Origin of the sequence: Snodgrassella sp. ESL0324 (assembly GCF_013344955.1) — a bacterium.
GTDB lineage: Bacteria > Pseudomonadota > Gammaproteobacteria > Burkholderiales > Neisseriaceae > Snodgrassella > Snodgrassella alvi.
In genome coordinates this window covers 1-5730 of record NZ_JAAEDS010000019.1, presented here as the reverse complement: position 1 = coordinate 5730, position 5730 = coordinate 1, and the positions used below count along the sequence as shown (strand labels likewise).

Annotated in this window: 2 tRNA genes and 3 rRNA genes; all 5 read left to right on the top strand. The window is 50.7% G+C overall.

Features of this window, described 5'->3' with window-relative positions:
* Positions 1 to 284: 284 nt before the first annotated feature.
* Positions 285 to 1823 (top strand): 16S ribosomal RNA (locus GYY70_RS11915).
* Positions 1824 to 1900: 77 nt separating this feature from the next.
* Positions 1901 to 1977, top strand: a tRNA-Ile gene (locus GYY70_RS11910).
* A gap of 16 nt (positions 1978 to 1993) precedes the next feature.
* Positions 1994 to 2069: transfer RNA gene (locus GYY70_RS11905), tRNA-Ala, on the top strand.
* Between the two features lie 326 nt (positions 2070 to 2395).
* Positions 2396 to 5285 (top strand): 23S ribosomal RNA (locus GYY70_RS11900).
* Between the two features lie 103 nt (positions 5286 to 5388).
* Positions 5389 to 5502, top strand: a 5S ribosomal RNA gene (gene rrf, locus GYY70_RS11895).
* The 16S, 23S and 5S rRNA genes sit together here with 2 tRNA genes alongside, the layout of an rRNA operon.
* Positions 5503 to 5730 lie beyond the last annotated feature (228 nt).

The following is a 5730-nucleotide window of genomic DNA, read 5'->3' as shown; positions in this document are numbered from 1 at the left end:
TGAGGAGAAAGTCAAAAATAAATGCAGGCAGGAGTTGACAGGGGGTTTGTGGAGGCGTATAGTTCGCCTTCTTCGCTGATGACGCGACACGAAACAAACGAACAGTTTAAAGTAGAACGCAGTCGAAAGCAACGCTCTTTAACAGAACAGATTACCGATAAGTGTGAGTGCCAAGCGGCCTCACACTGATTCAGAGAGACAAGATAAAAACATTTCTTGTCAATAACTTTGAAGCAGACCAGTGAAACCGAAGGGAACTTCGGGATTACAAAAAAGCTAAGATTAAACATAAGAGTTTGATCCTGGCTCAGATTGAACGCTGGCGGCATGCTTTACACATGCAAGTCGAACGGCAGCACGGAGAGCTTGCTCTCTGGTGGCGAGTGGCGAACGGGTGAGTAATGCATCGGAACGTACCGAGTAATGGGGGATAACTGTCCGAAAGGATGGCTAATACCGCATACGCCCTGAGGGGGAAAGCGGGGGATCGAAAGACCTCGCGTTATTTGAGCGGCCGATGTTGGATTAGCTGGTTGGTGGGGTAAAGGCCTACCAAGGCGACGATCCATAGCGGGTCTGAGAGGATGATCCGCCACATTGGGACTGAGACACGGCCCAAACTCCTACGGGAGGCAGCAGTGGGGAATTTTGGACAATGGGGGGAACCCTGATCCAGCCATGCCGCGTGTCTGAAGAAGGCCTTCGGGTTGTAAAGGACTTTTGTTAGGGAAGAAAAGCCGGGTGTTAATACCACCTGGTGCTGACGGTACCTAAAGAATAAGCACCGGCTAACTACGTGCCAGCAGCCGCGGTAATACGTAGGGTGCGAGCGTTAATCGGAATTACTGGGCGTAAAGCGAGCGCAGACGGTTAATTAAGTCAGATGTGAAATCCCCGAGCTCAACTTGGGACGTGCATTTGAAACTGGTTAACTAGAGTGTGTCAGAGGGAGGTAGAATTCCACGTGTAGCAGTGAAATGCGTAGAGATGTGGAGGAATACCGATGGCGAAGGCAGCCTCCTGGGATAACACTGACGTTCATGCTCGAAAGCGTGGGTAGCAAACAGGATTAGATACCCTGGTAGTCCACGCCCTAAACGATGACAATTAGCTGTTGGGACACTAGATGTCTTAGTAGCGAAGCTAACGCGTGAAATTGTCCGCCTGGGGAGTACGGTCGCAAGATTAAAACTCAAAGGAATTGACGGGGACCCGCACAAGCGGTGGATGATGTGGATTAATTCGATGCAACGCGAAGAACCTTACCTGGTCTTGACATGTACGGAATCTCTTAGAGATAGGAGAGTGCCTTCGGGAACCGTAACACAGGTGCTGCATGGCTGTCGTCAGCTCGTGTCGTGAGATGTTGGGTTAAGTCCCGCAACGAGCGCAACCCTTGTCATTAGTTGCCATCATTAAGTTGGGCACTCTAATGAGACTGCCGGTGACAAACCGGAGGAAGGTGGGGATGACGTCAAGTCCTCATGGCCCTTATGACCAGGGCTTCACACGTCATACAATGGTCGGTACAGAGGGTAGCGAAGCCGCGAGGTGAAGCCAATCTCAGAAAGCCGATCGTAGTCCGGATTGCACTCTGCAACTCGAGTGCATGAAGTCGGAATCGCTAGTAATCGCAGGTCAGCATACTGCGGTGAATACGTTCCCGGGTCTTGTACACACCGCCCGTCACACCATGGGAGTGGGGGATACCAGAATTGGGTAGACTAACCGCAAGGAGGTCGCTTAACACGGTATGCTTCATGACTGGGGTGAAGTCGTAACAAGGTAGCCGTAGGGGAACCTGCGGCTGGATCACCTCCTTTCTAGAGAAAAGAAGGGGCTGACTGGCATTCACACTTATCGGTAAACTGAAAAGATGCGAGAAGAGACTGAATAAACTGGGTTTGTAGCTCAGCTGGTTAGAGCACACGCTTGATAAGCGTGGGGTCGGAGGTTCAAGTCCTCCCAGACCCACCACTTATTTAAGGACAGAGGGGGCATAGCTCAGTTGGTAGAGCACCTGCTTTGCAAGCAGGGGGTCATCGGTTCGATCCCGTTTGCCTCCACCACCACTCTGAGGAGAAGGGGTTCAGTAAAATACTTTGGAAATTAAAGGCAGTTTACAGAGCTGATTTTAATTTGCGAAGTAACGCATCGATCTTTAACAAATTGGAAAGCCGAAATCAACAAACAAAGATTGGAGCATAGAACTGATTCTGGAGACAGAAGAAGAGAAGTGCTGCAAGAATTGGGTGATGATTGTATCGCTGAACAACGAGCACAAAAGGCGTTGTTCAGACAACCAAAGCAGTAAGCTTTATGAGAGTAAAGGCCTTAAGTCAGAGATACTAGTCAACGGTAGACTGACGAAGTCAGGAGGTTCTTGAAATGATAGAGTCAAGTGAATAAGTGCATCAGGTGGATGCCTTGGCGATGATAGGCGAAGAAGGACGTGTAAGCCTGCGAAAAGCGTGGGGGAGCTGGCAATAGAGCTGTGATCCCGCGATATCCGAATGGGGAAACCCACCATGTATAAGCATGGTATCCTGTACTGAATACATAGGTGCAGAGAAGCGAACCCGGAGAACTGAACCATCTAAGTACCCGGAGGAAAAGAAATCAACCGAGATTGCGCAAGTAGTGGCGAGCGAACGCGCAGGAGCCAGTATATGATAGTCACTGAGATAGAAGAACAAGCTGGGAAGCTTGGCCGCAGAGGGTGATAGCCCCGTATTCGAAATTTCAGAGGCGGTACTAAGTATACGAAAAGTAGGGCGGGACACGAGAAATCCTGTCTGAAGATGGGGGGACCATCCTCCAAGGCTAAATACTCATCATCGACCGATAGTGAACCAGTACCGTGAGGGAAAGGCGAAAAGAACCCCGGGAGGGGAGTGAAACAGAACCTGAAACCTGATGCATACAAACAGTGGGAGCGGAGAAATCCGTGACTGCGTACCTTTTGTATAATGGGTCAACGACTTACATTCAGTAGCGAGCTTAACCGATTAGGGGAGGCGCAGGGAAACCGAGTCTTAATAGGGCGTTGAGTTGCTGGGTGTAGACCCGAAACCGAGTGATCTATCCATGGCCAGGTTGAAGGTGCCGTAACAGGTACTGGAGGACCGAACCCACGCATGTTGCAAAATGCGGGGATGAGCTGTGGATAGGGGTGAAAGGCTAAACAAACTCGGAGATAGCTGGTTCTCCCCGAAAACTATTTAGGTAGTGCCTCGAGCAAGACACTGATGGGGGTAAAGCACTGTTATGGCTAGGGGGTCATTGCGACTTACCAACCCATGGCAAACTAAGAATACCATCAAGTGGTTCCTCGGGAGACAGACATCGGGTGCTAACGTCCGGTGTCAAGAGGGAAACAACCCAGACCGCCAGCTAAGGTCCCAAATGACAGATTAAGTGGTAAACGAAGTGGGAAGGCCCAGACAGCCAGGATGTTGGCTTAGAAGCAGCCATCATTTAAAGAAAGCGTAATAGCTCACTGGTCGAGTCGTCCTGCGCGGAAGATGTAACGGGGCTCAAATCTGTAACCGAAGCTGCGGATGTCAGTTTACTGGCATGGTAGGGGAGCGTTCTGTAGGCCGAAGAAGGTGTGTTGAGAAGCATGCTGGAGGTATCAGAAGTGCGAATGTTGACATGAGTAGCGATAAACAGGGTGAAAAGCCCTGTCGCCGAAAACCCAAGGTTTCCTACGCAACGTTCATCGGCGTAGGGTGAGTCGGCCCCTAAGGCAAGGCAGAGATGCGTAGTCGATGGGAAACAGGTTAATATTCCTGTACTTGATTCAAATGCGATGTGGGGACGGAGAAGGTTAGGTCATCGATCTGTTGGAATAGATCGTTTAAGCCGGTAGGTGGAGCACTCAGGCAAATCCGGGTGCTCAACACCGAGAAGTGATGACGAGTGTCTACGGACACGAAGTGACTGATACCACGCTTCCAGGAAAAGCCACTAAGCTTCAGTTTGAATGAAACCGTACCGCAAACCGACACAGGTGGGTAGGATGAGAATTCTAAGGCGCTTGAGAGAACTCAGGAGAAGGAACTCGGCAAATTGATACCGTAACTTCGGGAGAAGGTATGCCTCTTATGGTGAAGGATTTACTCCGTAAGCTATGAGAGGTCGCAGAGAATAGGTGGCTGCGACTGTTTAATAAAAACACAGCACTCTGCAAACACGAAAGTGGACGTATAGGGTGTGACGCCTGCCCGGTGCTGGAAGGTTAATTGAAGATGTGCAAGCATCGGATCGAAGCCCCAGTAAACGGCGGCCGTAACTATAACGGTCCTAAGGTAGCGAAATTCCTTGTCGGGTAAGTTCCGACCCGCACGAATGGCGTAACGATGGCCACACTGTCTCCTCCTGAGACTCAGCGAAGTTGAAATGGTTGTGAAGATGCAATCTCCCCGCTGCTAGACGGAAAGACCCCGTGAACCTTTACTGTAGCTTTGCATTGGACTTTGAAGTCACTTGTGTAGGATAGGTGGGAGGCTAAGAAGCAGGAACGCCAGTTCTTGCGGAGCCGTCCTTGAAATACCACCCTGGTGACTTTGAGGTTCTAACCCGGATCCATAATCTGGATCGGGGACCGTGCATGGTAGGCAGTTTGACTGGGGCGGTCTCCTCCCAAAGAGTAACGGAGGAGTTCGAAGGTTACCTAGGTCCGGTCGGAAATCGGACTGATAGTACAATGGCACAAGGTAGCTTAACTGCGAGACCGACAAGTCGAGCAGGTGCGAAAGCAGGACATAGTGATCCGGTGGTTCTGAATGGAAGGGCCATCGCTCAACGGATAAAAGGTACTCCGGGGATAACAGGCTGATTCCGCCCAAGAGTTCATATCGACGGCGGAGTTTGGCACCTCGATGTCGGCTCATCACATCCTGGGGCTGTAGTCGGTCCCAAGGGTATGGCTGTTCGCCATTTAAAGTGGTACGTGAGCTGGGTTTAAAACGTCGTGAGACAGTTTGGTCCCTATCTGCAGTGGGCGTTGGAAGTTTGACGGGGGCTGCTCCTAGTACGAGAGGACCGGAGTGGACGAACCTCTGGTGTACCGGTTGTGACGCCAGTCGCATCGCCGGGTAGCTAAGTTCGGAAGAGATAAACGCTGAAAGCATCTAAGCGTGAAACTCGCCTGAAGATGAGACTTCCCCAGGGATTTAATCCCTCTGAAGAGACGTTCAAGACCAGGACGTTGATAGGTCGGGTGTGGAAGAGTGGTAACACTTGGAGCTAACCGATACTAATTGCTCGTGAGGCTTGACTCTATCATTTGAAGGACTTCGTGCAGTAAATGCACAGAATGATAAAGCTTACTGATGAATACACATCATCACCGAGATTAAGGCTTTCTGATTTGACAGTTTAATGTCTGGCGGCCATAGCGGGTTGGTCCCACGCCTTCCCATCCCGAACAGGACCGTGAAACGACCTAGCGCCGATGATAGTATGGATTGCCCATGTGAAAGTAGGACACCGCCAGACTCCCTATAGAAGAACCCGGTTGATCAGTCAGCCGGGTTTCTTACTTTAAGTACTTAGAAGTACCACAGAAGAAAAACAATACCGCAGCAGCCATATGGCTGCTGTTACTGTATCTAGGCCAGAGAGGGGAAGGACTGCTGACGCAGCGCTTCGTAGAGGACGATGGCGGCGGCGTTGGACAGGTTCAGTGAGCGGATGTGCTCTGACTGCGGAATTCGCAGACATTGC